At 73.4% G+C, this 23,396-nt stretch carries 20 protein-coding genes; 5 read left to right on the plus strand and 15 right to left on the minus strand.

The window, feature by feature from the left end; all coding sequences use genetic code 11:
- The first annotated feature begins 21 nt into the window (after window positions 1-21).
- The 4 genes from ABT063_RS28655 to ABT063_RS28670 all read left to right on the plus strand — a co-directional run bounded on the left by ABT063_RS28655 (window position 22) and on the right by ABT063_RS28670 (window position 4,973).
- Complete coding sequence (locus tag ABT063_RS28655; protein ID WP_351062113.1) at window positions 22-930, plus strand: EamA family transporter; 909 nt, start codon at window positions 22-24, stop codon at window positions 928-930.
- A 147-nt stretch (window positions 931-1,077) separates the two neighbouring features.
- Window positions 1,078-2,550, plus strand: a complete 1,473-nt coding sequence (locus ABT063_RS28660) for a family 43 glycosylhydrolase (RefSeq protein ID WP_351062115.1) — start codon at window positions 1,078-1,080, stop codon at window positions 2,548-2,550.
- Between the two features lie 54 nt (window positions 2,551-2,604).
- Window positions 2,605-4,026: a family 43 glycosylhydrolase gene (locus tag ABT063_RS28665; protein WP_351062254.1), complete on the plus strand. Its 1,422-nt coding sequence runs from the start codon at window positions 2,605-2,607 to the stop codon at window positions 4,024-4,026.
- Window positions 4,027-4,076: 50 nt separating this feature from the next.
- Window positions 4,077-4,973, plus strand: a complete 897-nt coding sequence (locus ABT063_RS28670) for a polysaccharide pyruvyl transferase family protein (RefSeq protein WP_351062117.1) — start codon at window positions 4,077-4,079, stop codon at window positions 4,971-4,973.
- Window positions 4,974-5,188: 215 nt separating this feature from the next.
- On the opposite strand, the gene ABT063_RS28675 is transcribed toward ABT063_RS28670, so the two are convergent.
- The 12 genes from ABT063_RS28675 to ABT063_RS28730 all read right to left on the minus strand — a co-directional run bounded on the left by ABT063_RS28675 (window position 5,189) and on the right by ABT063_RS28730 (window position 17,596).
- Window positions 5,189-6,085 carry a glycosyltransferase family 2 protein gene (locus ABT063_RS28675; protein ID WP_351062119.1) on the minus strand — a complete coding sequence of 299 codons (897 nt, stop codon included), beginning with the start codon at window positions 6,083-6,085 and terminating at the stop codon, window positions 5,189-5,191.
- Entirely contained in the window at window positions 6,082-6,948 is an 867-nt protein-coding gene (locus ABT063_RS28680) for a glycosyltransferase family 2 protein (RefSeq protein WP_351062120.1), read from the minus strand. Before ABT063_RS28680 ends, ABT063_RS28675 begins: the two co-directional genes overlap by 4 nt.
- Window positions 6,949-6,962: 14 nt before the next feature.
- A complete protein-coding gene (locus tag ABT063_RS28685) occupies window positions 6,963-7,964 on the minus strand; it encodes a glycosyltransferase family 9 protein (RefSeq protein WP_351062122.1) in 1,002 nt (333 codons plus the stop codon).
- Window positions 7,961-9,340: a D-glycero-beta-D-manno-heptose 1-phosphate adenylyltransferase gene (rfaE2, locus tag ABT063_RS28690; protein ID WP_351062124.1), complete on the minus strand. Its 1,380-nt coding sequence runs from the start codon at window positions 9,338-9,340 to the stop codon at window positions 7,961-7,963. The genes ABT063_RS28685 and rfaE2 overlap by 4 nt, the downstream gene beginning before the upstream one ends.
- 128 nt (window positions 9,341-9,468) lie before the next feature.
- On the minus strand, window positions 9,469-10,050 hold the full coding sequence (locus tag ABT063_RS28695; RefSeq protein ID WP_351062126.1) for a D-sedoheptulose-7-phosphate isomerase: 582 nt from the start codon (window positions 10,048-10,050) through the stop codon (window positions 9,469-9,471).
- On the minus strand, window positions 10,050-11,267 hold the full coding sequence (locus ABT063_RS28700; RefSeq protein ID WP_351062128.1) for a glycosyltransferase: 1,218 nt from the start codon (window positions 11,265-11,267) through the stop codon (window positions 10,050-10,052). Before ABT063_RS28700 ends, ABT063_RS28695 begins: the two co-directional genes overlap by 1 nt.
- Window positions 11,264-12,214, minus strand: coding sequence for a glycosyltransferase (locus ABT063_RS28705; protein WP_351062130.1), 951 nt, complete (start codon window positions 12,212-12,214; stop codon window positions 11,264-11,266). Before ABT063_RS28705 ends, ABT063_RS28700 begins: the two co-directional genes overlap by 4 nt.
- Entirely contained in the window at window positions 12,211-13,227 is a 1,017-nt protein-coding gene (locus ABT063_RS28710) for a glycosyltransferase family 9 protein (RefSeq protein ID WP_351062132.1), read from the minus strand. Before ABT063_RS28710 ends, ABT063_RS28705 begins: the two co-directional genes overlap by 4 nt.
- Window positions 13,224-13,817 carry a D-glycero-alpha-D-manno-heptose-1,7-bisphosphate 7-phosphatase gene (locus ABT063_RS28715; RefSeq protein ID WP_351062133.1) on the minus strand — a complete coding sequence of 198 codons (594 nt, stop codon included), beginning with the start codon at window positions 13,815-13,817 and terminating at the stop codon, window positions 13,224-13,226. The genes ABT063_RS28710 and ABT063_RS28715 overlap by 4 nt, the downstream gene beginning before the upstream one ends.
- A complete protein-coding gene (locus tag ABT063_RS28720; RefSeq protein ID WP_351062135.1) occupies window positions 13,814-14,851 on the minus strand; it encodes a glycosyltransferase family 2 protein in 1,038 nt (345 codons plus the stop codon). Before ABT063_RS28720 ends, ABT063_RS28715 begins: the two co-directional genes overlap by 4 nt.
- Window positions 14,848-16,473, minus strand: coding sequence for a carbamoyltransferase family protein (locus ABT063_RS28725; RefSeq protein ID WP_351062137.1), 1,626 nt, complete (start codon window positions 16,471-16,473; stop codon window positions 14,848-14,850). The genes ABT063_RS28720 and ABT063_RS28725 overlap by 4 nt, the downstream gene beginning before the upstream one ends.
- A gap of 160 nt (window positions 16,474-16,633) precedes the next feature.
- A complete protein-coding gene (locus ABT063_RS28730; protein WP_351062139.1) occupies window positions 16,634-17,596 on the minus strand; it encodes a UDP-glucuronic acid decarboxylase family protein in 963 nt (320 codons plus the stop codon).
- A 154-nt stretch (window positions 17,597-17,750) separates the two neighbouring features.
- Here ABT063_RS28730 and ABT063_RS28735 point away from each other — a divergent pair, with 154 nt between their 5' ends.
- On the plus strand, window positions 17,751-18,191 hold the full coding sequence (locus ABT063_RS28735) for an SRPBCC family protein (RefSeq protein WP_351062140.1): 441 nt from the start codon (window positions 17,751-17,753) through the stop codon (window positions 18,189-18,191).
- Between the two features lie 21 nt (window positions 18,192-18,212).
- Here ABT063_RS28735 and ABT063_RS28740 read toward each other — a convergent pair whose 3' ends face one another.
- From ABT063_RS28740 to ABT063_RS28750, 3 genes are all read right to left on the minus strand, one after another.
- Window positions 18,213-19,364 (minus strand): XdhC family protein, encoded by a 1,152-nt coding sequence (locus tag ABT063_RS28740; protein ID WP_351062142.1) that lies wholly within the window; start codon window positions 19,362-19,364, stop codon window positions 18,213-18,215.
- Between the two features lie 51 nt (window positions 19,365-19,415).
- Entirely contained in the window at window positions 19,416-20,873 is a 1,458-nt protein-coding gene (locus ABT063_RS28745; RefSeq protein ID WP_351062144.1) for an NCS2 family permease, read from the minus strand.
- A gap of 138 nt (window positions 20,874-21,011) precedes the next feature.
- Entirely contained in the window at window positions 21,012-23,396 is a 2,385-nt protein-coding gene (locus tag ABT063_RS28750) for a xanthine dehydrogenase family protein molybdopterin-binding subunit (RefSeq protein WP_351062146.1), read from the minus strand.

Here is a 23,396-nt window from a genome sequence, read left to right on the forward strand (position 1 = left end):
GGCCGGTCGCACGATCGGCGTATGAGAGCCGCACCCGCCTCGGCACCCGTGAGCGCCACCGCCGCCCCCGCCGCCCCCGTCGGAACCCCGGAGCCCGTCCGCGGGCGTCTCGCCGGTGTGGCCACGATGGTCGGCAGCGGCCTGTCCAACCAGACCGGCGCCGCGATCGGCTCCCTCGCCTTCCCGGTCCTCGGGCCGGTCGGAGTCGTCGCGGTCCGCCAATACGTGGCCGCGATCGTCCTGTTGGCCGTCGGGCGGCCCCGGCTGCGGTCCTTCACCATGGGGCAGTGGCGGCCGGTGCTGCTGCTCGGTGTGGTGTTCGGGACGATGAACCTGTCCCTGTACAGCGCCGTCGACCGCATCGGTCTGGGGCTCGCGGTGACCCTGGAGTTCCTCGGCCCGCTCGCCGTCGCCCTGGCCGCGACGCGCCGCCGGGTGGACCTGTGCTGTGCGCTGATCGCGGCGGCCGGGGTCGTCGCCCTGATGCGTCCGCGCCCCTCGGCGGACTACGTCGGCATGGGCCTTGGCCTGCTCGCCGCCGCCTGCTGGGCGTCGTACATCCTGCTCAACCGCACGGTCGGCCGGCGTGTCCCCGGAGCCCAGGGGTCCGCGGCGGCCGCCGGGCTGTCCGCCCTGATGTTCCTGCCGGTCGGCGCGATCCTCGTGCTGCGGCAGCCGCCGACCGCGGAGGCCGTGGGCTACGCGGTCGCCGCGGGGCTGCTCTCCTCGGCGGTGCCCTACCTGGCGGACCTGTTCACCCTGCGCCGCGTACCGGCCCAGGCCTTCGGCCTGTTCATGAGCGTCAATCCGGTCCTGGCCGCCGTGGTGGGCTGGATCGGCCTCGGTGAGGGCCTGGGGTGGACGGAGTGGGCGAGCATCGGCGCGATCGTCGCCGCGAACACGTTGAGCATCGTCACGCGGCGGACATGATCGGCCGACGCCACACGGCCGCCCGGCCCGACGATGCCGCGCGTGTAAAGCGCATGTGACCAAACCGTTGACGGAGGCATGACCCCCACTTATCTTCTGACCGAATTCACGAACCAAGTTCGAAATTACGGACAGGAGCGGTCTCGTATGCGCCGGATGCTCGTCTGCGTGTTCGCCATACTCCTGGCGTTGGTGTCGACGACCCAGCCGGCCGCCGCGGCCGACGGCCGTCCCTACACCAACCCCCTCAAATCCACCAAGGGCGCCGACCCGTGGCTTGAGTACTACAACGGCGACTACTACCTGATCACCACGACGTTCACCGGCGTCCTCGGCATGCGCAAGTCGCCGACCCTGGCGGGTCTCGCCACCGCGCCCAGCGTGCAGGTGTGGTCGGACACCACATCGACGCGCAACACCAACATCTGGGCGCCGGAGATCCACTTCCTGGACGGCAAGTGGTACCTGTACTACTCGGCCGGCCAGAGCGGCGTCGCCTGCTGCGACTCGCAGCGCACGCACGTCCTGGAGAGCGCCGGCACCGACCCGATGGGCCCGTACACCTACAAGGGCTCGCTGACCGGATCGAACCTCACGCCGGGCGGCTGGCTGATCGACGCGAGCGTGTTGAAGGCGAACGGCCGGCTGTACCTGCTCGGCAGCGGCTTCGTGAACGGCAGCGCGCAGAGCCTGGTCATCGCGCCGATGAGCAATCCCTACACCCTGGCGAGCAGTGATTTCACCGTCATCTCCAGTCCGACGCTGAGCTGGGAACGGTCGGGCTCCCCCGTCAACGAGGCCCCCGAGCCGCTCTACCACGACGGCCGCACCTTCCTGACGTACTCGGCGAGTTCGTGCCAGACGGCCGACTACAAGCTGGGGCAACTGGAGCTCACCGGCTCCGACCCGCTGAACCCGGCGTCCTGGACGAAGAAGCAGACACCGGTCTTCCAGCGCAGTGACGCAAACGGCGTCTACGGCCCCGGCCACAACGGCTTCTTCAGCTCGCCGGACGGCACCGAGAACTGGATCGTCTACCACGCCAACTCCTCGTCGAACGGCGGCTGCGGCAACGCCCGGACCACCCGCGCCCAGGAGTTCACCTGGAACGCCGACGGCACCCCGGACTTCGGCACCCCCATCGCCCTCGGCGGCACGCGTCCCGGCCCGTCCGGAGAGACGGCGGCCACTCCGACGTCGTACACCCTCGTCAACCGCAACAGCGGCAAGTGCCTGGACGTCGAGGGCGGCAACACGGCCAACGGCACCAACGTCTTCCAGTGGACCTGCACCGGCGGCGCCAACCAGAAGTGGCGCGTGGAGGATCTCGGCGACGACACCGGCCGGCTGGTCAACGTCGCCACCGGCGGCGTACTGGACGCGGCGGAGTGCTCCACCGCCGACGGCGCCGACCTGCGCCAGTGGTCCTGGCTCAACAACAAGTGCCAGCGCTACCGGCTCGTCCACACCGCGACCGGCGACCACGTCCGGATCGTCAACGAGAACAGCGGCAAGGTCGCCGACATCGCCAACTGCGGTACCGCGAACGGCACCGACGTACGCCAGTGGTCGTGGCTGAACAACACCTGCCAGCAGTGGCGCCTCGTCCCCACCACCTGATCAACCCCCTCGCTCTGGAGAACTCCCTTGAGACGCAACGCCGTACGGCTCCTCATGGCCGTCCTCGTCGCCCTGGCGGCCTGTCTCGTCGGCCCCGGCACGACCGCTCAGGCCGCCGTGCCGGCCTCCCCCGCCGTGACGTACACCAACCCGATCGCGGAGAAGCGCGCCGACCCGCACATCTTCAAACACACCGACGGCTACTACTACTTCACCGCGACCGTCCCCGAGTACGACCGCATCGTGCTGCGCCGGGCGACCACCATCCAGGGCCTGAAGACCGCCCCCGAGACGACGATCTGGACCAAGCACGCCAGCGGCGTGATGGGCGCGCACATCTGGGCGCCGGAGATCCACTTCATCGACGGCAAGTGGTACGTGTACTTCGCGGCCGGCGCCACCAACGACATCTGGGCGATCCGGATGTACGTCCTGGAGGGCACCGGAGCCAACCCGCTCACCGCGAACTGGACCGAGAAGGGCCAGATCAAGACCACCTGGGAGAGCTTCTCCCTCGACGCCACCACCTTCGTCGTGAACGGCGTCCGCTACCTCTCCTGGGCCCAGCGCAACCCGGCCGAGAACAACAACACCAGCCTGTTCATCGCCAAGATGGCCAACCCCTGGACGATCCAGGGCACTCCGGCGGAGATCTCCCAGCCCACGCTGTCCTGGGAGACGATCGGATTCAAGGTCAACGAGGGCCCGGCGGTCATCCAGCGCGGCGGCAAGGTCTTCATGTCGTACTCCGCCAGCGCCACCGACGCCAACTACTGCCTGGGGCTGCTGACGGCGTCCGCCTCCGCCGACCTGACCAACCCGGCCTCCTGGAGCAAGAGTTCGCAGCCGGTCTTCAAGAGCAGCGACGCGACCTCGCAGTACGGCCCGGGCCACAACTCCTTCACCGTCTCCGAGGACGGAAAGAGCGACATCCTCGTCTACCACGACCGCAGCTACAAGGACATCAGCGGCGACCCGCTCAACGACCCCAACCGCCGCACCCGGGTCCAGAAGCTGTACTGGAAGGCCGACGGCACGCCCGACTTCGGTATCCCGGTGGCCGACGGGGTCACCCCGCAGCGCCTGTCGTCGTACAACTTCCCGGACCGGTTCGTCCGGCACTGGGAGTTCCGCGCCCGGACCGACACCAACGTCTCCCCGCTCGCGGACTCGCAGTTCCGGGTCGTCACCGGTCTGACCGGCAGCGGAACCGTGTCGCTGGAGTCGGCCAACTTCCCCGGCTACTTCCTGCGACACGACAACTTCGAGGTGTGGCTGGAGAGGAACGACGGCACGGCACAGTTCGCGGCCGACGCCACCTTCCACCGGCGCGCGGGGCTGTCGGACTCGGCGGGCGTCTCCTACGAGTCGTACAACTACGCCGGCCGCTACGTCCGCCACTACAACCACCTGCTGTACGTGCAGGCCCCGAGCACGGCGACCGACCGGGCGGACGCCACGTTCTACGGCCAGTGAGTGCGGGCGGGCCGGTGTCCCCGGCCCGCCCCGGGGGAACCCGGCAGCGCATGAGGATCCTGCTGACCGGGTGGTTCAGCTTCCGTGACGGGGAGGCGACCGCCGGTGACGTACTGGCGCTGCGGCGGGTCGAGGACGTGCTGGGGCCGGCCGGGATCCCGTACGAGGTGGTGTGGAGCCCGGGGTTCCGCCCGGGTGCGCCGCACCTGGACCAGGTCCGGCCCGAGGACTACTCGCACCTGGTGTTCGTCTGCGGGCCCCTGCACGGGCCGCAGGTCGAGGAGTTGCACCGGCGGTTCGCGCACTGCGTGCGGATCGCCGTCGGCACCTCGGTGGTGGAAGCCGGTACCGCGGCCGTCACCGGCTTCCACCGCGTGCTGGCGCGCGACGCCCCGGACGCGGAGCCGGGGCGGGATCTGTCGGCCCGTGCCCCGGCCGGCCCCGAACGGCCCGTGGTCGGGGTGATCCTCACGCACGGGCAGCACGAGTACGGGCGGCAGCGGCGGCACGGGCAGGTCGCCGACGAGGTGACCCGCTGGCTGGCCGGCCAGGACTGCGCCCGCCTGGAGCTGGACACCAGGCTCGACACGCACGACTGGCGGCTGAGTGCCACGCCGGAGCAACTGGAGTCGGTGCTGGCCCGGCTGGACCTCGTCGTCACGGACCGGCTGCACGGGCTGGTGCTGGCGCTGCGGGCCGGGATCCCGGCGCTGGCCGTGGACCCGGTCGCGGGCGGCGCGAAGGTGACGGCCCAGGCGCATGCCTGCGGCTGGCCCGCCCTGGTCCCCGCGGAAGGGCTCGACGCCGGCCGGCTGGGGACCTGGTGGGACTGGTGCCTGACCTCTGGCCCGGCCGCCGCCCGGCGGATCCGCGCCGAGTTCCTGGCGGGCACGCAGCCCGACGGCGCGGACGCCCTGCCGGCCGTCCTGGGGTGGACGAAGGGGTGAGGCGTTTGTGGCCGGGAGGGCCACGGGGGCCCGGTCGCCAGGAGGGCGCAAGGACACCGAACGGTCGGGCATCTCCGCCCAGGACGCGAACGCGGCCGCCAACGAGTCCCTGCAAGAGGATCCGGAATGGCGGAGCCGGGGTGCGCGCACAGAACACGGCCGCGGCCCGACGGGCGAACGCCCGGAGAACGCCGACTGAGCTGGATGGACCGGGTTCAGCCCGTGTAGCGGCGGGCGGTCGAGTTCCGCTGGGCGTGCTCCAGTGCGCGCAGGCGTGACTCGACCGTCGCCGGCACCACCCTGCGTTCGCGCAGCACCCACGGCAGGGCGGCCGCCGCCTCGGCGAAGGCGCGCAGGGACGCCGCGTCGCGGGGGACCGTGCGGGCCAGGTGCAGGGTGCGGCGGAGGGCGGGACGGGCCGGGCGGCGCAGCCAGGTGAACCAGAGCGTGTTGCGGATGCCGTGCCTGCGCCTGAGCGTGGAGTTCCGTACCACGGACGGCTGATGATGGATCTCCACGTCTTCCGCGTACGTCAGCCACCAGCCGTCCGCCGCCAGGTCCGCGGCGAGCAGCTCCTCCTCGCCGCCCAGCCACAGCCGCGGATGGAAGCCGCCGGCCGCCCGGAAGGCGTCGGTGCGCAGCACGGTGGCGGCGGCCAGGAAGGACCCCAGCGCCGGGCCGGGCAGCCAATCGGGGCGGGGCACGGGCGAGTTGCGCAGTTCTTCGTTGATCGGGTCGTCGATGCCGTCCGGTTCGACGACGATCCGGGCCGTGACGGAGCCGACCGCGGGATACCGGTCGAGGAGGCCGGCCGCGCCGGACAGCGCGCCGGGTGCCCACCACGAGTCGTCGTCGCAGAAGGCGACGTACGGCGTGCGGACCTGACGTACCGCCAGGTTGCGGCCGACCGCGCCGAGGTTGCGGCCCGGACGCAGCAGCCGTACCTCCGGGTGGTGGCGGGCGACCGCGGAGGCGGTGCCGTCGGTGGAGGCGTTGTCGGTGACGAAGACCGGCGGCTTCTCGGGGAGTTCGGCGAGCCGGTCGAGGGTGCGCAGGAGCTCGGGGCACCGGTTGTGGGTGATGACGACGACGGTCGTGCGGGGGTCGGTCATGCTGTCGCTCCGTCGAGAAGGCGCGCGGCGCGCTCGACGTGCGGGGGCAGGGGCCGGCGGGCGCCCACGGCGGCCGGGAGGCGGGCGAGGGTCTCGCGCAGGGCGCGTCGGGCGTGGGCGTCGTGGCGGGCCTCGGCGGCCAGCTCACGAGTGCGGGCCAGCGCGTACGGCAGGGGGCGGCGCAGCCAGGCGGTGAGCAGTTCGTTGCGGCGGACCACGGCGGGGCGGTGGGGGCGGGGCGTCGGGTCGGGGTGGTGGTGGGCGATCACCTCGGGGCAGTGGGTGACGCCCCAGCCGCGGGCGGCGAGGTCGTAGGCGAGGAGGGTCTCCTCGGCGCCGAAGAAGAGCAGCCGGTGGTAGCCGCCCACGTCGAGGTAGGCGCTGCGGCGGGCGACGGCGGCGCAGCCGAGGAAGCCGAGGACCTGGGTGCCGGGGAGGTCGGGGGCCGGACCGAGGGGCGAGTCGGCGAGCAGGTCGTTGAGCGGGTCGGGGGTCTCGTCGGGGCCGACGAGGATGCGGCCGGCGATCAGGCCGAGCCGGGGATGGGCGTCGAACAGCCGGACCGCCTCGCTCAGCGCGCCCGGCGCCCACCAGGAGTCGTCGTCGCTGAACGCCACGTAGGGGGTGCGCAGGGCGCGGACGCCGTGCGTGCGGGCGAGGGCGCCGCGGTTGAACGGGAGGGAGAGCACCCGGACCTGGGGGAAGTGGCGGGCGACCATGGCGCGGGTGTCGTCGGTGGAGGCGTTGTCGGCGACGAGGACGGACGGGCGTTCGGGGAGGGCGGTGAGGTGACGGAGGGTTTCGGCGAGGGTGGCGGAGCGGTCGCGGGTGGCGATGACGATGCCGAGGGGTGTCTGTTCCATGGGCTTTGGGGCATTCATAGGTGCTCGACAGACACGCGCTGGTCGAGGTTCCGGCTCGTGGGGTCGGCGTCCGGCAGCTGGTCCAGGGCGTCGAGTACGTCGCCGGGGCGGAGGCGCAGCAGGGCCGGGTCGGGGGTGCTGCCGTGCGGGTCGCCCTCCGGGCCCGGGTGCCACAGGGCGCGGTGGCGCGGGTGTGCGGGCGGGCCCCAGCGGCTGGGCGGGACCGGGCCGAAGAGGGTGACCGAGGGTGCGGCCTGGGCGACCGCGAGGTGGGCGATGCCGGTGTCGCCGCTGACCACGGCGTGGGCGTCGGCGACCAGCGCGGAGAGCCGGTCGAAGGGGAGGCCGTCGCCGAAGACGTCCGTGTCGGGCAGGTCGGCGCGCCGGGCGAGGTCGGCCACGAGGGCGGACTCGCCCGCTCCCCCGGTGACCACGACACGCCGGCCGCGGGCGCGCAGGGGCGCCGCGACGGTCGCGTACCGCTCCACCGGCCAGCAGCGGGAGGGCGCGCCGGCGCCGGGGTGCAGGACGACGGCGCCGGGGGCCGGGGACGGCACGGGAGGGCGGGGCAGGCGCAGGTCGGTGGGGTCGGCGTCGATGCCGTACCACCGCAGGAGCCGGCACCAGCGGACCCGCTCGTGTTCCTCCGGGCGCCACTGAGGGCCGTCGACCTCGGGGGTCGCGGGGTGCGCGAAGGCGAGGAGCCGGATCGGGCGCAGGTCCATGAGCAGGTGGTGGCTGGGCGGGCCGTTGCCGTGCAGGTCGACGGCGACGTCCGGGGGCGGGCCGGTCCAGTCCAGACTGCGGGGTACGGCCCGGCCGGGCGCCGACGCGGGCAGCAGCAGGTCGACGGCGCCCGTGGCCGCCGCGACCGGCGCGAGCTCGGCGGGCGCGGCCAGCACGAGTTCGTGGCCGGGAAAGGCGCGGCGCAGCGCGCGCAGCGCCGGAACGCCGGCGAGGAGATCACCGAGCCCGAGGGCGCGGAGGACGAGGAGCCGGGGGCGGGGGGCGGTCATCGTGCCCCACCCGTCACTCGGGTCAGCAGGGCCGTGGAGGAGCGGCCGTCGAGGTACGGGAGAAGGACCGCCTGGCCGCCCCATTTCTCCAGCAGTGTCGCCTCGGGGAGGTCGGCGCCGGCGTAGTCGCCGCCCTTGACCCAGATGTGGGGGCGCAGTTCCGTGAGGAGACGCTCGGGGGTGTCCTCGTCGAAGACGGCGACCGCGTCGACGCAGCTGAGCGCGCGCAGCACGCGGACCCGGTCGGCGAGCGGGTTGACCGGGCGGCCCTCGCCCTTGCGCCGCCGTACCGACGCGTCCGAGTTGACGCAGACGACCAGGCAGTCGCCGAGCCGCCGGGCGGCCTGGAGGAGTCCGACGTGGCCGGCGTGCAGGAGGTCGAAGCAGCCGCCCGCCGCGACGACGGTGCCGTGCGCGGCACGGACGCGGGCGGCCAGGGCGTACGGGTCGCCGTCGCCGTGGTCCCCGTCGGCGGGCGGAAAGCCCTCGGCCGCTTCCCCGCCCGGCAGCGCCCCCGCGCCGCCCGCGCCGACGAACCCGCTCGCGGCGGCCACCGCACCCTCGACGGCCTCGCCGACCAGCGCGCCGTCCGCGAGCAGCCCGGCCGCCGTCGCGGCGAACCGGTCCCCCGCGCCGCACGGGTCGCCCGGGTGCACCGTCGGCGCGGGCACGAGCAGCGGATGCTCCCCGTACGACAGGAGGGCGCCCCGCGCGCCGAGGGTCACCGCGACGGCGGCGACCTGCCAGCGCCGGACGAGTTCGGCGGCCCCGTGGGCGGCGAGGCGCAGGTCCCCTTCCCGCCCGGCCCTGACCTCCGTGAGGCCGTACGCCTCCTGCTCCGAGGGCGAGACCAGCCGCGTACCCCGCACCGGCGGGCCCCCGCGCGGGTGCGGGTCCCAGACCAGGGGCGGGCATGCGGTCAGGACGTCCCGGAGGGCGTCGGCGGTGCCGCGGCCGTAGTCGGAGACCAGGACGGCGGGCGCCCGGCGGATCGCCTCGCGCGCCGTGCCGGTGGCCTCCGCCACCCGGCCGTCGCCCCGGTCCAGGCGGACGACGGGGCGGTCCTGGGCGAGGACGCGGGTCTTCTCGGACAGCGGTCCGGTCAGCGGGAGCGGGATCAGTGTCAGCCAGGGTTCGAGGAGCCGCCGCAGCTCGCGGCTGGCGGGGTCGTCGCCCAGCCCGGTGACGAGCGTGACGTCGTGGCCGTCGCGCGCGGCGAGGTACGCGGCGAGAGCGGCGCCGCCCGGCCGCAGCCGCTGCCCGCAGTCGGCGACGACCGGCACGGGCGCGTCGGGCGCGAGCCGCTCGGCGTGCCCGGCCAGGTCGCGGTCCAGCAGCGCGTCACCGACGACGAGCAGCGGGGCCCGCCCGCGCACGCCCCTTTGTGTGCCACCGCGCACCGCGCGCCTCGCGCCGTTTCGCGGCGTTCCCGTCCGGCCGCCGCGCGGGCCGCCCCTCTCGCCGTCGCCGGAGGCTCCCGCCGGGCTCTCTCCCCACACGCCCGTCATGCCGCCTCCCGTTCCACCGCGGCGTCGAAGGCCGCGCACACCATGTGCACCGCCACCAGGTGCAGTTCCTGGACCGTCGCCGCGGAGGAGGCCGTCACGCACAGGGCCTCGTCGCTGCCCGCGACGAGCGGGTTGGGGGCCGGGCCGGTCAGCGCCCACACGCGCAGGCCGGCCGAGCGGGCGGCGTCGGCGGCGGACAGCAGGTTGGCGCTGGCGCCGCTGGTGGACAGCAGCATCAGCACGTCGCCGGGGCGGCCGTGGGCGCGGACCTGGCGGGCGAACACCTGGTCGACGCCGTAGTCGTTGGCGATGGCCGTGGTGCTGGAGGTGTCGGCGTGCAGCGCGAGCGCGGAGAACGCCGGCCGGTCGTGCTGGTAGCGGCCGACGAGTTCGGCGGTGAGGTGCTGGGCCTGCGCGGCGCTGCCGCCGTTGCCCGCGGCCAGCAGCCGGCCGCCCCCGGTGAGGACGGCGGCCAGCCGCTCGCCCCACCGTTCGGTGATGTGGGCCGAGGCGCGGAACGCGCCCATGGCCTCGAGGAGTTCGTCGCAGTGCCCGACGACGGGCGGGTGCACGGTCATCACGCCACCTCCCTCGGCAGTGCGTGTCCGACCGCCACCTGGCGGTAGACCTGTTCGGTACCGTCCGCGACCCGTTGCCAGGTGAAGCGGGCCAGGACGCGGGCGCGGCCGGCCGTGCCGTAGCGGCGGCGGGTGCTCTCCTCGGCGAGGAGGTCGCGCGCGGCGGCGGCGATCGCCCCGGAGTCGCCGGCCGGTACCAGCCGGCCGGTGTCGCCGTCGGCGACGGTGTCCCGGTGCCCGCCGACGTCGGTGGCGACGACGGGGACGGCGCACGCCATCGCCTCCAGCGGCACGATGCCGAACGGTTCGTACACCGGCGTGCACAGGACGAGGTCGGCGCTGCGCATCAGTGCGGGCATGTCGGCCGGGTCGACCGCGCCGAGCAGCCGTACCCGGTCGGCCACGCCGGTGCGCCGGGCGAGCCGCCGCAGCCGTTGTGCCTCGGGGTCGGCGTCCAGCAGGCCGGGCGCGGGGCCGCCGGCGACGAGGAGTTCGGCGTCCGGGATCCGGGCCAGTGCGCGGATCGCCTGGTCGTAGCCCTTGCGGCGGACCAGCCGGCCGCAGGAGAGCAGCCGGTACCGCTGCTGCCGGGCGGGGGCGGCGCCGGGGCCCGCGCCGGGGTGGAAGTGCTCGACGTCCACTCCGCAGGGCACGACGGACACCTGCCGTGGGGGCACTCCCATCTCGGCCAGTTCGTCCACCTCGTCGGTGCAGGTCGCCAGGACCCGCTCGCAGCCGCGGCCGATCTGCCGCTCGATGCCGATGCGCTCGGACGGGCTGGTGTCCCGCCGGCCCTGGTGGCGCCGCTTGACGGTGCCCAGGGCGTGGAAGGTCTGCACGACCGGGATGCCGTGGGCGTGCGCGCCGATCTGGGAGGCCATGCCGGACATCCAGAAGTGGGCGTGCACGACGTCGGGCCGGTCGTGGTTCCAGGCGCGCGCGAGGTGGGCGCCGAACCCGGGCATGTAGGGGAACAGCTCGTCCTTCAGGACGGGTTCGGGCGGTCCGGCCGGCACGTGCTCGACGACGGCGCCGCCGGGCAGCGGCACCCGGTCGGGCAGGTCGGTGGAGTCACGGCGGGTGTAGACCGTGACGTCGTGGCCGCGGCGGGCCAACTCCTCGGTGAGGCGGGCCACGTAGACGTTCTGGCCCCCGGCGTCGACTCCGCCGAGCGCGGCGAGCGGGCTCGCGTGCTCGGACACCATGGCGATCCTCATCGGGTCACCTCCTTCAGCAGCCGCTCCCAGTCGTCCAGGAAGCGGGACAGCCCGAAGCGGGCGAGCGCCGCCGCCCGCGCCCCCTCGCCGATCACGCGAGCGTGCAGGGGGTCGGTCATGAAGTCCCGTACGGCATCGGTCAGTACGTCGATGCGGTTGGAGACCACTCCGGCGCCGACGGGCACGGCCTCGGTCACCTCGGTGGTCGCCAGCGCGACCACGGGTATGCCCAGGTGCATCGCCTCCAGCAGGGACAGTCCGAGGGAGGTCCACCGGACGGGGTGGACGTAGACGCGCCGCCGTGCCATCGCCGCGTGCAGGTCGCGCTGGACGAGTTCGTGGGAGCGGCAGCGGTCGGGCGGCAGGCCGAGATGGCCGGCGAGGCCTTCGGTGCCCATGCCGAAGACGTCCAGCGGGGCCGCGTCGGCGAACGCCGGCAGCAGGTCGGTTCCGGTCGTACGGCCGCGCCGCACGGGCTCGTTGACGACGACGGCCGCGCGGTCCAGCTCGCCGGTCCACCGGTGCCCGGGGTCGACCACGCCGTGCTCGACGACGGTCGTCGGGGTGGCACCCGCGTCCCACATCAGCCGGTTGAAGTGGGTGACGTGGACGAGGGTGACGCCGGGGAGGCCGGCGGCCGGGTGGCGGGTGTCGGGCACGGCTCCGTGCGGGGCGTTGTGCTCCAGGTACACCAGCGGCGGGCGACGGCCCAGCCACCGGTCGACGAGGGCGAGTTCGTGCGGGCGTTGCAGCACGACGACGTCGATGTCCGTCTCCCGCAGCCGCTCCGGCGGGACCTCGACGACGGAGTCGGGCCAGTCGAAGGTGCGGGCGCGGCCCAGTCCGTCGGGTCCGCGGTCCGGGGTGACGGGGACGACGTAGGTGTGCGGGCCCTGCACGAAGGCCGTGGTCCACGACCCGTGCACATGCCAGAGCAGGATCCTCATGCCTGCCCCACCTCCCCCACCTCCGCCACCTTCGCGACGAGCTTCTCGACGGCGGACACCACGTCGTGCGCGGTCACCGACTCCAGGCACGGATGCCCCGGTACGGGGCACTCCCGGGCCCTGCTGTCGGCGCAGGGCGCCCGCTGGTCGCCGAGCAGCACGTAGGGGACGCCGTACGGCCGCCAGCGCTCGGCGGGCACGACCGGGGCGAAGAGGGAGACGACCGGGGTGTCCACGGCGGCGGCGAGGTGCGCCGGGGCCGTGTTGCCGGTGACGACGGCGTCGGCCCCGGCAAGGACGCCCGCGAGTTCCGTGGCGCCGGTACGGCCGCCGAGGTCGAGGCCGTGCTCACCGGCGACGTGCGCGGTCAGGTCCCGTTCGTCCGGGCCGCCGGTCACCACGACCCGGTGCCCGGCGGCGGCCAGGTCGCGCACGGCTTCCGCACTGCGCTCGGCGCTCCAGGCCCGGGCCGGGACGCTGGCGCCGGGATGCAGCACGACGTACGGCCCCGGGCCGGTCAGCGCCGTGGTGGGGGGCGGCTCGAGCACCCCCAACCGCCCGTCGTCGACCGCCGGGAACCCCGCGGCCTCCGCGAGGTCGAGCATCGCCTCCGCCTCGTGGGCGTGCGGGGCGCGGTGGTGGCGGACGTCGAGCAGGGACCCGGGGTAGTCCTCGCTGTCCGCGGCGATGTGCTCCACCCCGGCCAGGCGCAGCAGCAGCGCGGCGGGCAGCGGGGACTGGTGGAAGGAGGTCAGGATCAGGGCCGTGTCGGCGTCGATGGTGTCGATGAGCTGCTCGACCTCGCCGCGGCCGACGGGCGGGGGCGCGAACCCCACCCAGGGCGCGTCCCAGACGAGGAGGTCGTCCACGCCCGGCAGCAGCCGGGCTGCGGGCGCGCCGCGCGGCCCGCACAGCAGGGTGACGGTGTCGGCCCGGGCGGCGACGGCACGTACGGCCGGCCCGGCGAGCAGGACGTCACCGAAGCTGTCGAGACGGCTGACGAGGGCTTTCATCGAGGCCGCCCTCTCCCGGTGTCGTAGGCGGCCTCGATGGGCCGCTCGTCGGCCAGGACGCGGCCCTGCGGCGGCCCGTTCAGCACGGCGCGCACGGCGGTCGGCAGGTCCTTCGCCACGTGGTCGGCGTCCGCCGTCTCCTCCGGCCGGGTCGCGGGCGTCGGGACGAGGATCCCGTGGGCGCCCGCCCGGCGTGCGGCCTCGACGTCCGCGCCGATGTCGCCGACGACGACGCAGTCCGACGGCGCGACGCAGACGCGTCCGACGGCCCACAGGATCAGGCCCGGTTCGGGTTTGCGGCAGTGGCAGCCGTCGTCGGGACCGTGCGGGCAGACGGCCCATACGTCGAAGGGGCCGAGGAGCTCGTCGATACGGTGGTTGACGCGGCGCACGTCGGCGTCGGTGAGCAGTCCGCGTGCGATGCCGGACTGGTTGGTGACGACGCCGGTGCGGATGCCCCGCAGGCGCAGCAGGCCGAGGGCCTCGCGGGCGCCTGCGACGGGGCGGACGCGGTCGGGGTCGGCGTTGTAGGGCACGTCCTCGACGAGGGTGCCGTCGCGGTCGAAGAGCACGGCCTTGACGCGGCTCACTGCGCCACCTCCTGCCATGCGGGGGCGTTCCGGTACCGCCACCGGCCACTGAGCCAGTGCCAGGTGGCGATGGGCGGGATGAGCGCGCTGGTCGCGAGCATGGTGGTCACCTCGTACCGGGTGCGCGGCCCGGGGACGATGCGTGACCGGGCGAACTCGCCGGTGCCGGCGGCCCAGCCGAGCGCGGCGACCGTCGCGGCCCTGCGGCGGCCGAGGGCCGCGAAAGCGCAGGCGGCGGCACCGGCCGCGGTGATCGCGACGTGGGTCCGCAGCCGGCCGCGCGGGGCGACCGCCTTCTGCCACCAGTCGGGGCCGTGCAGATGCCGCATGAGGGCGTCGTCGGCGTTGCCCCGCTGGGCGCGCAGGGACACCCAGCGGGAGGCGGGGCGCACCGGATGGCGGGTGGTGCGGCGGCCCTGCCGGACGCGCCACCCGGCGTCGAGGACGCGCAGGGCTAGGTCGGCGTCCTCGCGGAAGGCGCGCCGGAAGCGTTCGTCGAAGCCCCCGACCTGCCTCAGCGCGTCGGTGCGGTAGGCCATGTCGGCGGTGATCCAGCGGGCCTGCGCGAGGCCGGCGGTGTTGCGTTCCCAGTCGGTGGGACGGCGCTCGCCGGGCAGCGGTACGGCGATCACGCCCTGGACGCCCGCGGTGTCGGGGGTCGTGTCGGCGAGGTCCTGTGCCAGTTGCTCGCACCAGTGCGGGCCGACCTGGACGTCGTCGTCGAGGAAGGCGACCCAGGGCGAGGCGACCGCGCGCAGGCCGGCGTTGCGGGCGGCGGCGGGGCCGCGTCCGCCGCCCCGTACCACGGTCGTGCGGTCGCGCAGGTCGCCCAGCACGCTGAGCGGGTGTTCCAGCGGGCCGGGATCGGGATCGGGCCGGTCGTCGACGAGGACGATCCGCTCCGGCTTCGGCCCGGTCGCGGCGGCGAGGGCGGCGAGGCAGTCGGCGAGGGTGTCGCGCACGAGGGTCGGGATCACCACGGCGTAGGCCGTACTCGTGCCGGTCGTCCTGGGGATGCTGGTCGTGCGGCTCATGCGAACGCCCTCCTCCGGCGCACCGCGTACGGCCCGATCGCCAGCAGGTCGACGGGCGCGGAGCCGAAGCACTCCAGCGCGTCACGCGGGTCGTCGACCATGGGCCGTCCGGCGGTGTTGAGGCTGGTGTTGACGACCACGGGCAGCCCCGTACGCCGTTCGAAGGCCCGCAGCATCCGCGCCACCAGCGGCTCCTGCCGCTCCTCGACGGTCTGGATGCGGGCGGTGCCGTCGACGTGCACGACGGCCGGGACGCGGTCGCGCCACTCCCGTACGACGTCGTGCACGAACAGCATGTACGGGCTCGGCAGCGGCCCGGCGAACAGTTCGTGGGCCCGCTCGGCGACCACCATGGGTGCGACGGGCCGGAACTCCTCGCGGCCCTTGACGTGGTTGAGCCGCTCCAGGTTCTCGGCCCGGCCGGGATGGGCGAGCAGGGAGCGGTGCCCGAGGGCGCGCGGTCCGTACTCGCTGCGCCCCTGGAACCAGGCCACGATGCCGTCCCGGGCGAGTTCCTCGGCGACGGTCTCGGCGATGTCGTCCGGCCGCTCGTACGGTACGGCGGCCTCGTCGAGCCGGGCACGCAGTTCCTGGTCGCTCCAGCCGCGGCCGAGGTCGGCGCCAGGCATGGCCTGCGGGTTCTCCGACATGTGGAGCGCCCCGCCGAGGGCCGTGCCGGCGTCCCCGGCGGCCGGCTGCACCCACACGTGCCGGTACGGCCCACGCGCGGCGATCTTGGAGTTGGCGACGCAGTTGAGGGCGACGCCGCCGGCCAGGGTGAGCGCGTCGCCGCCCGCCCTGCCGTGCAGCCAGTGGACGAGTTCGAGGAGGACCTCTTCGAGCACGGCCTGGGCGCTGGCGGCGAGGTCGGCGTGGTCCTGGGTCCACTCCTCCCCCTTGGCGCGGGGCGGGGCCAGGGCGGCCCAGTCGACGCCGTGGGCGCTGAAACCGCCGTCGCCGGTCGGGTGGACGTACTGCCGCAGCTGGGGCAGGAAGCGCGGCTTGCCGTAGGAGGCGAGGGCCATCACCTTGTACTCGTCGCTGCTGCGGAGGAAGCCGAGGTGCTCGGTGAGCTCCTCGTAGACCAGGCCGAGGGAGTGGGGCAGCGCCTGCGCGGCGAGGGTGTCGAGCCTGCCGTCGCGGTAGCGGCCGGCCAGGTGGGAGGCGGCCTCGCCGCGTCCGTCGAGGACGAGGACGGCGCTGTCCGGGTGCGGGGAGGCGGGCCCGGCGGAGGCGGCGTGCGCCACGTGGTGCGGGACGAAGACGACCCGGTCGGGGTCGAGGCCGGGCAGGGCCTCGGCCAGGAACTCGGGGGCCCGGCGCGCGTACTCCAGGCGCAGCGGGTCCCAGGGGTCGTCCAGCCCCATCTCCCTGGCGGGGCGGGCCAGTCCGGGGTCGAAGGAGTAGGTGACGGCGTCGAGTTCCTCGGGTCGCAGGCCCGCCCGCCGAAGGCACCAGCGGGCGGAGAGTTCGGGCAGCTCCCACGCGGAGAACGGCACCGGGCGCTTGCCGTGCTTGCGGCGGCTGAAGCGCTCCTCCTCGGCTGCCGCGACCGTACGGCCGTCGACTACGAGTGCGGCGGCCGGGTCGTGGAACAGGGCGTTGATACCAAGGATGCGCATGGGGTGTGCTCCGTCCCGTGCGGCTCGTGGGGGCTCTGAGCTTGGCGAGTGCCGCACTGCAGTTGTCTCAAACACTTGGAGACAACTTGGCATGAAATGCGCCGATTTTTCACCGTATGTACTGCCCTGATCCGCGCTCTGTCGCGGGTCCGGATCCGTCTCAGGCGGCCAGGGAGCGCGAGAACCAGCCAATCGTCCGCTCCAGACCCTCGCTCCACCCGACCCGCGGCTGCCAGCCCAGCCGCTCCCGGGCCAGCCGGGTGTCGGGCCGGCGCCGGGCGGGGTCGTCGGCCGGGCGCTCCACGAACCGGATCCGGGACGAGGAGCCGGTGAGCTCGATGATGCGGCGGGCGAGCTGGAGCATGGTGATCTCCTCGCCGCCGCCGATGTTCACCGGCCCGCTCTCGGCGGACGCGGCCAGGGCGAGAACACCGTCGACCGTGTCGTCGACGTAGCACAGCGACCGGGTCTGGCCGCCGTCGCCGGCGACCGTGAGGGGGGCGCCGTCCAGGGCCTGCGAGACGAAGGCGGGAACGGCGCGGCCGTCGCCGGTGCGCATGCGAGGGCCGTAGGTGTTGAAGATGCGCACGATGGCGGTGTCGGTGCCGTGCACCTTGCGGTGGGCGGTGACCAGGGCCTCGGCGAAGCGCTTGGACTCGTCGTAGACGCTGCGCGGGCCGATCGGGTTGACGTTGCCCCAGTAGTCCTCGTGCTGCGGGTGCTCCAGTGGATCGCCGTACACCTCGGAGGTGGAGGCGAGGACGAAGCGGGCGCCGTCGGCGCGGGCCCGCTCCAGCGCGTTGCGGGTGCCGGTACTGCCGACGTCGAGGGTCTCCAGCGGCAGCCGCAGGTAGTCGACGGGCGAGGCCGGGCAGGCGAAGTGCAGGACCAGGTCGAAGCGGCCGGGCAGGCCGCGCAGGGCGGCGGGATCGGTGGCGTCGGCGCGCACGAAGCGGAAGCCGGGGCGCTGTTCCAGGTCGGCGATGTTGGCGCGGGATCCGGTGGCCAGGTTGTCGAGGCACACGACATCGGTGTCCTCGGCGACCAGTCGTGCGCACAGATGGGATCCGACGAATCCGGCTCCGCCGGTGACCAAGGCCCGGCGCCGGGCGAAAGCGCTCATGGGGCTCTCCTCCCTCTCGGCTTCACTTTGGTGTGGGCGCGAGTAACCCGGCGGCGTTGGGACATGCGTCGCCCGAACGTTCGGTCAGTGCCGTGCGGGGGTCTGCCGTATACGAACGCACAGATCAGCGGCCCGGAGTCCTTACGATCGTCCTGTGGTCAACTTCCTCCTCGAACGCACGGCACCGCTCCCCCTCGACGAGGCGTGGCGCCGCCTCACGGAGTGGCCCCGGCACGCCGATGCCGTCCCGCTGACCCGCGTCACCGTGGTCACGCCCCCGCCGACGGACGAGGGCACGCGCTTCGTGGCCCGTTCGGGGCTCGGCCCGCTCGGCTTCGACGATCCCATGGAGGTCACGCTCTGGCGTCCGCCCACGGACGGCCTGCCCGGCCTGTGCCGCCTGGAGAAGCGGGGCCGGGTCGTCCTGGGGTGGGCGGAGATCGAGGTGCGGCCGGGTCCGGGCGGCCGCAGCCGGGTGATCTGGCGCGAGGAGTTGCGGGTCAGGCTGCTGCCCGGCTTCTTCGACCCGCTTCTGAGGGGTGCGGCGCGTTACACGTTCGGGCGGGCGGTGAACCGGCTGCTGAGGCGGGGGTGACAGGTACGGCGGAAACGCCGTTCAGGCCACCGACCCGATCCGCCCCGACGGCTCCGACGGCACATCGTGATGGATCGGCGTGTGGGCGCCGGTCAGTGAAACCCCGCTGCCTCCCCGCCGGTTGGCGACGATCTCGGCGGCGATCGACAGGGCCGTCTCCTCCGGCGTACGGGCCCCGAGGTCCAGGCCGATCGGGGACCTGAGCCGCGCCAACTCCATCTCGGTGACGCCGACTTCGCGCAACCGCTCGTTCCGGTCGAGGTGGGTGCGCCGGGAGCCCATCGCGCCGACGTACGCCACCGGCAGCCGCAGGGCGAGCTTCAGCAGGGGTACGTCGAACTTGGCATCGTGGGTGAGGACGCACAGCACCGTACGGCTGTCGACCTCCGTGCGCTCCAGGTACTCGTGCGGCCACTCGACGACTATCTCGTCGGCCTCGGGGAAGCGGGCCCGCGTGGCGAACACCGGGCGCGCGTCGCACACCGTCACGCGGTAGTTCAGGAACTTGCCGATCCGCACCAGCGCCGAAGCGAAGTCGATCGCGCCGAAGACGATCATCCGGGGCGACGGCACGGACGACTCGACGAGCAGCGTCAGCGATGCTCCGCAGCGAGAACCCCGCTCTCCGATCTCCAGGGTGCCGGTGCGTCCGGCGTCCAGGTAGGCGCCGCCCTCCGCGGCGACCGTGCGGTCGAGTTCGGGATGGGCGCCGAAGCCGCCGTCGTACGAGCCGTCAGGGCGGATCAGCATCGCGCGGCCCAGGAGGTCCGCGGGGCCGGACACGATCCGCGCGACCGCCGCCGTCTCCCCGCCCGCCGCAGCGGCGAGCGCGGCGGCGACCACCGGACGGACCGGGTCGCCCACCCGTACCGGCGTGACGAGGATGTCGATGACGCCGCCGCAGGTCAGGCCCACGGTGAAGGCGTCCTCGTCGCTGTAACCGAAGCGCTCCAGGACCGACTCCCCGTCCTGAAGCGCCTGTTGGCACAGCTCGTAGACCGCACCCTCCACACAGCCGCCGGAGACCGAGCCGATCGCCGTGCCCTCGGCGTCGACCGCGAGGGCCGCGCCGGGCTGTCGGGGCGCGCTGCCGCCGACGGCCACCACGGTGGCCACGGCGAAGTCGCGTCCCTGCTCGACCCACCGGTGCAGCTCTTCGGCGATGTCCAGCATCTGTCTCGGTCTCCTTGACTGCGGTTGTGTGGAGTGCGGTCGGGGGCGCGGCTAGTGCACGCCGAGCCAGCTCTCGATGGGGTTGAGGGCGAAGTAAACCAGGAAGATCGCCGTCAGGCCCCACATGAAGGCGCCGATCTCCCGTGCCTTGCCCTGGGCGAGCTTGATGGCCACGTACGAGATCACTCCGGCCGCGACGCCCGCGGTGATGGAGTACGTGAACGGCATGATCACGACGGTCAGGAAGACCGGGATCGCGGTGGCGCGGTCGCCCCAGTCCACATGGCGGGCGTTCATCATCATCATGGCGCCGATCACCACCAGGGCGGCGGCAGCGACCTCGCCGGGCACGATCGCCGTCAGCGGGGTGAAGAACAGGCAGGCCGCGAAGAACAGGCCTGTGACCACGGACGACAGTCCGGTACGGGCGCCTTCGCCGACGCCGGTCGCCGACTCGACGAACACCGTCTGACCCGACGCACCCGACACGCCGCCGATCGCGCCGCCCGCGCCGTCGATGAACAGCGCCTTGGACAGGCCCGGCATCCGGCCCTGCTCGTCGGCCAGCTTGGCCTCGGTGCCGACGCCGATGATGGTGGCCATCGCGTCGAAGAAGCCGGCCAGCACGAGCGTGAACACGATCATGCCGACCGTCATCACGCCGACGTCGCCCCAGCCGCCGAACTCGACGTCGCCGAAGATCGAGAAGTCGGGCATGGAGACCGCGCTGCCGTGCAGTTCGGGAGCGCCGCTCGCCCACTGCTTCGGGTCGATGACGTCGAGTGCGTTGAGGAGTACGGCGAGTACGGTGCCGCCGACGATGCCGATCAGGATCGCGCCGGGGACGCGGCGCGCCTGGAGCATGAAGATCGCGAGGAGGGTGACGGCGAACAGCAGCACCGGCCAGCCCGCGAGTTCGCCGGAAGGGCCCAGGCTGACCGGGGTCGCCTCGCCCTGGTGGACGAAACCGGCCTTGTAGAAGCCGATCAGGGCGATGAACAGGCCGATGCCCATGGTGATGGCGTGCTTGAGCGCGAGCGGGATCGCGTTCATGATCATCTCGCGCAGGCCGGTGACGACGAGCAGCATGATGACCACGCCGTACATCACGCACATGCCCATGGCCTGCGGCCAGGTCATCTGGGGGGCGACCTGGGAGGCGAGGACTCCGGAGACGGAGAGGCCGGCGGCGAGTGCGAGGGGCACCTTGCCGACGAAGCCCATGAGCAGGGTGGTGAGGGCCGCCGCGAAGGCGGTGGCGGTGATCAGGGCCTGCTGGCCGAGCATGGCCCCCGCGGCGTCCTTGCCGGACAGGATCAGGGGGTTGAGCAGGAGGATGTACGCCATCGCCATGAAGGTGGTGACGCCGCCGCGCACTTCTCGCGCGAGCGTGGATCCTCGGTGGGATATGTGAAAGTACCGGTCGAGCCAGGACCTGCCGGCCGGGACGCGGGTGCCTTCGCCCGCGTCCTCGGCCGTGGTTCTGGGCTCCAGTGACTGCTGGGTCATGGTGCCGTCTCCCAAGTTTCAGAGGGGATTGGGATGTGCACGACCCGGGGGACGGCCCGAGACGAACGTGTGGGGTGTGGTGGTGCGGCCGGCGCCGGGGTGGCCGTGGGTGTAGCAGTTGCCCGGCGGCGGCCGGTGTTACGCGGTGCCCGTCAGGTGTTCCGGACGTACCGGCGTGCGGTTGAGCTCCAGGCCCGTCGCGTTGCGGATCGCCGCGAGGACCGCTGGAGTGGACGACAGAGTGGGGGCCTCGCCGATGCCGCGGAGCCCGTACGGGGCGTGGGCGTCGGCGAGTTCGAGCACGTCGACGGGGATGGTCGGCGTGTCGAGGATCGTGGGGATCAGGTAGTCCGTGAAGGAGGGGTTCCGTACCTTCGCGGTCTTCGGGTCCACGACGATCTCCTCCATGACCGCGACGCCGAGCCCCTGGGTCGTACCGCCCTGGATCTGGCCGAGCACGGACAGCGGGTTGAGTGCCTTGCCGACGTCCTGTGCACAGGCCAGTTCGATGACCTTGACCAGGCCGAGTTCGGTGTCGACCTCGACGACGGCACGGTGGGCGGCGAAGGAGTACTGGACGTGGCCGTTGCCCTGGCCGGTGCGCAGGTCGAAGGCCTCGGTCGGCCGGTGCCGCCATTCCGCCTCGACCTCGACGGCCTCGCCTTCGAGCACGTCCACCAGGTCGGCGAGCACTTCGCCGCCGTCGGTGACGACCTTGCCGCCCTCCAGGAGGAGTTCGGCGGTGGCCCAAGCCGGGTGGTAGGAGCCGAACTTGCGGCGCCCGATTTCCAGGACCTTCTCGCGCACGAGCTCGCAGGAGTTCTTGACGGCGCCACCGGTGACGTACGTCTGCCGCGACGCCGACGTCGAACCGGCGCTGCCCACCTGCGTGTCCGCCGGGTGGATCGTCACCTGCGCGACGCCCAGCTCGGTGCGGGCGATCTGCGCGTGGACGGTGACACCGCCCTGGCCGACCTCGGCCATGGCCGTGTGCACGGTCGCGACGGGCTCGCCGCCCACGACCTCCATGCGCACCTTGGCGGTGGAGTAGTCGTCGAAGCCCTCGGAGAAGCCGACGTTCTTGATGCCGACCGCGTAGCCCACGCCCCGTACGACGCCTTCGCCGTGCGTGGTGTTGGACAGACCGCCGGGCAGCTGCCGTACGTCCGCGCCCTCGCTGCTCTCCCACTGGCGCTCCGGCGGCATGGGCATCGCCTTGACGCGGCGCAGGAGTTCGGCGACCGGCGCCGGGGAGTCGACGGGCTGGCCCGTCGGCATGATGGTCCCCTGCTCCATGGCGTTGAGCTGCCGGAACTCCACCGGATCCATGCCGAGTCGCTTCGCCACCTTGTCCATCTGCGCCTCGTACGCGAAGCACGCCTGGACCGCGCCGAAGCCGCGCATGGCGCCGCAGGGCGGGTTGTTGGTGTAGAGGGCGAGGGCCTCGATCTCTACGTCGTCGACGACGTACGGGCCGATGCCGAGCGAGGCCGCGTTGCCGACGACCGCCGGGGATGCGGAGGCGTACGCGCCGCCGTCGAGCACGATCCGGCACTTGACGTGGGTCAACTTCCCCTCGCGCGTCGCGCCGTGCTCGTAGTACAGCTTGGCCGGGTGGCGGTGAACGTGCCCGAAGAACGACTCGAACCGGTTGTAGACGATCTTCACGGGCTTGCCCGTGCGCAGCGCCAGCAGACAGGCGTGGATCTGCATCGACAGGTCCTCGCGCCCGCCGAACGCGCCGCCGACGCCGGACAGCGTCATCCGCACCTTGCTCTCGGGCAGGCCGAGGACGGGCGCGATCTGGCGCAGGTCGGAGTGGAGCCACTGGGTGGCGATGTAGAGGTGGACACCGCCGTCCTCGTCCGGTACGGCGAGGCCCGACTCCGGGCCGAGGAAGGCCTGGTCCTGCATGCCGAAGGTGTACTCGCCCTGGACGACGACGTCGGCGCGTTCCCGGGCGGCCGACACGTCACCGCAGACGATCGGCTGGCGGTGGACGATGTTCGGATGCGGCACATGGCCGATGTGGTGGTCGGTGCGGCCCTCGTGGACGAGGATCGCGTCCGGCGCGGTCGCGGAGGCCTCGTCGGTGATGACGGGAAGTTCCCGGTACTCGACCTTGATCTTCGCGGCGGCGCGGCGGGCGGTCTCCGGGTGGTCGGCCGCGACGATGGCGACCGGCTCACCGTGGTGACGGACCTTGCCGTGGGCGAGCACGGGGGTGTCCTGGATCTCCAGGCCGTAGTTCTTCACCTCGGTCGGCAGGTCGTCGTACGTCAGGACGGCGTAGACGCCCGGCAGGGCGAGCGCCTCGCTCGTGTCGATGGACACGATCTCGGCGTGAGCGACCGTCGAACGCAGGATCTGCCCCCAGAGCATGTCCTCGTGCCACATGTCGGACGAGTACGCGAACTCGCCGGTGACCTTGAGGGTGCCGTCGGGGCGGAGCGTGGACTCGCCGATGCCGCCCTTGGTCCGGGAGCCCTGGGTGATCTTCGTGGGTGCGCCGTTGGTGGGCAT

The sequence above is a fragment of the Streptomyces sp. NPDC002838 genome (genome assembly GCF_040295365.1).
Taxonomy (GTDB): Bacteria; Actinomycetota; Actinomycetes; order Streptomycetales; family Streptomycetaceae; genus Streptomyces.